General features: G+C 33.3%; 1 pseudogene. It reads right to left on the bottom strand.

The features are described from left to right. Positions 1 to 258: pseudogene (locus DDE80_RS14940) on the bottom strand (RNA-guided endonuclease TnpB family protein); the annotation flags it as partial.

The raw sequence follows: 258 nt of genomic DNA, 5'->3' as shown, positions 1-258 counted from the left end.
ATGTTGCTTGATTTTTACTAATTTCAGTTTAGGTAATTTGATATGACCATCTTGCAATTCGATATTTCCGTTCACTCGATTGGTTGTATAAGACTGTTTTGACTTACGGTTTTTGAACTTTGGAAATGCCCCATTGCCTTCAAAAAAATTCTTATAAGCCTTTTGTAAGTTCATTTGTGCATTTGCTAAAGCTAAAGAATCCACTTCTTTTAGGAATGGAAATTCGTCTTTATATTTAGCTGGTGTCGGGAACTTTTG

Source organism: Metalysinibacillus jejuensis, from assembly GCF_003057615.1.
Taxonomy (GTDB): domain Bacteria; phylum Bacillota; class Bacilli; order Bacillales_A; family Planococcaceae; genus Metalysinibacillus; species Metalysinibacillus jejuensis.
This window is presented reverse-complemented; position numbering and strand designations above follow the sequence as displayed.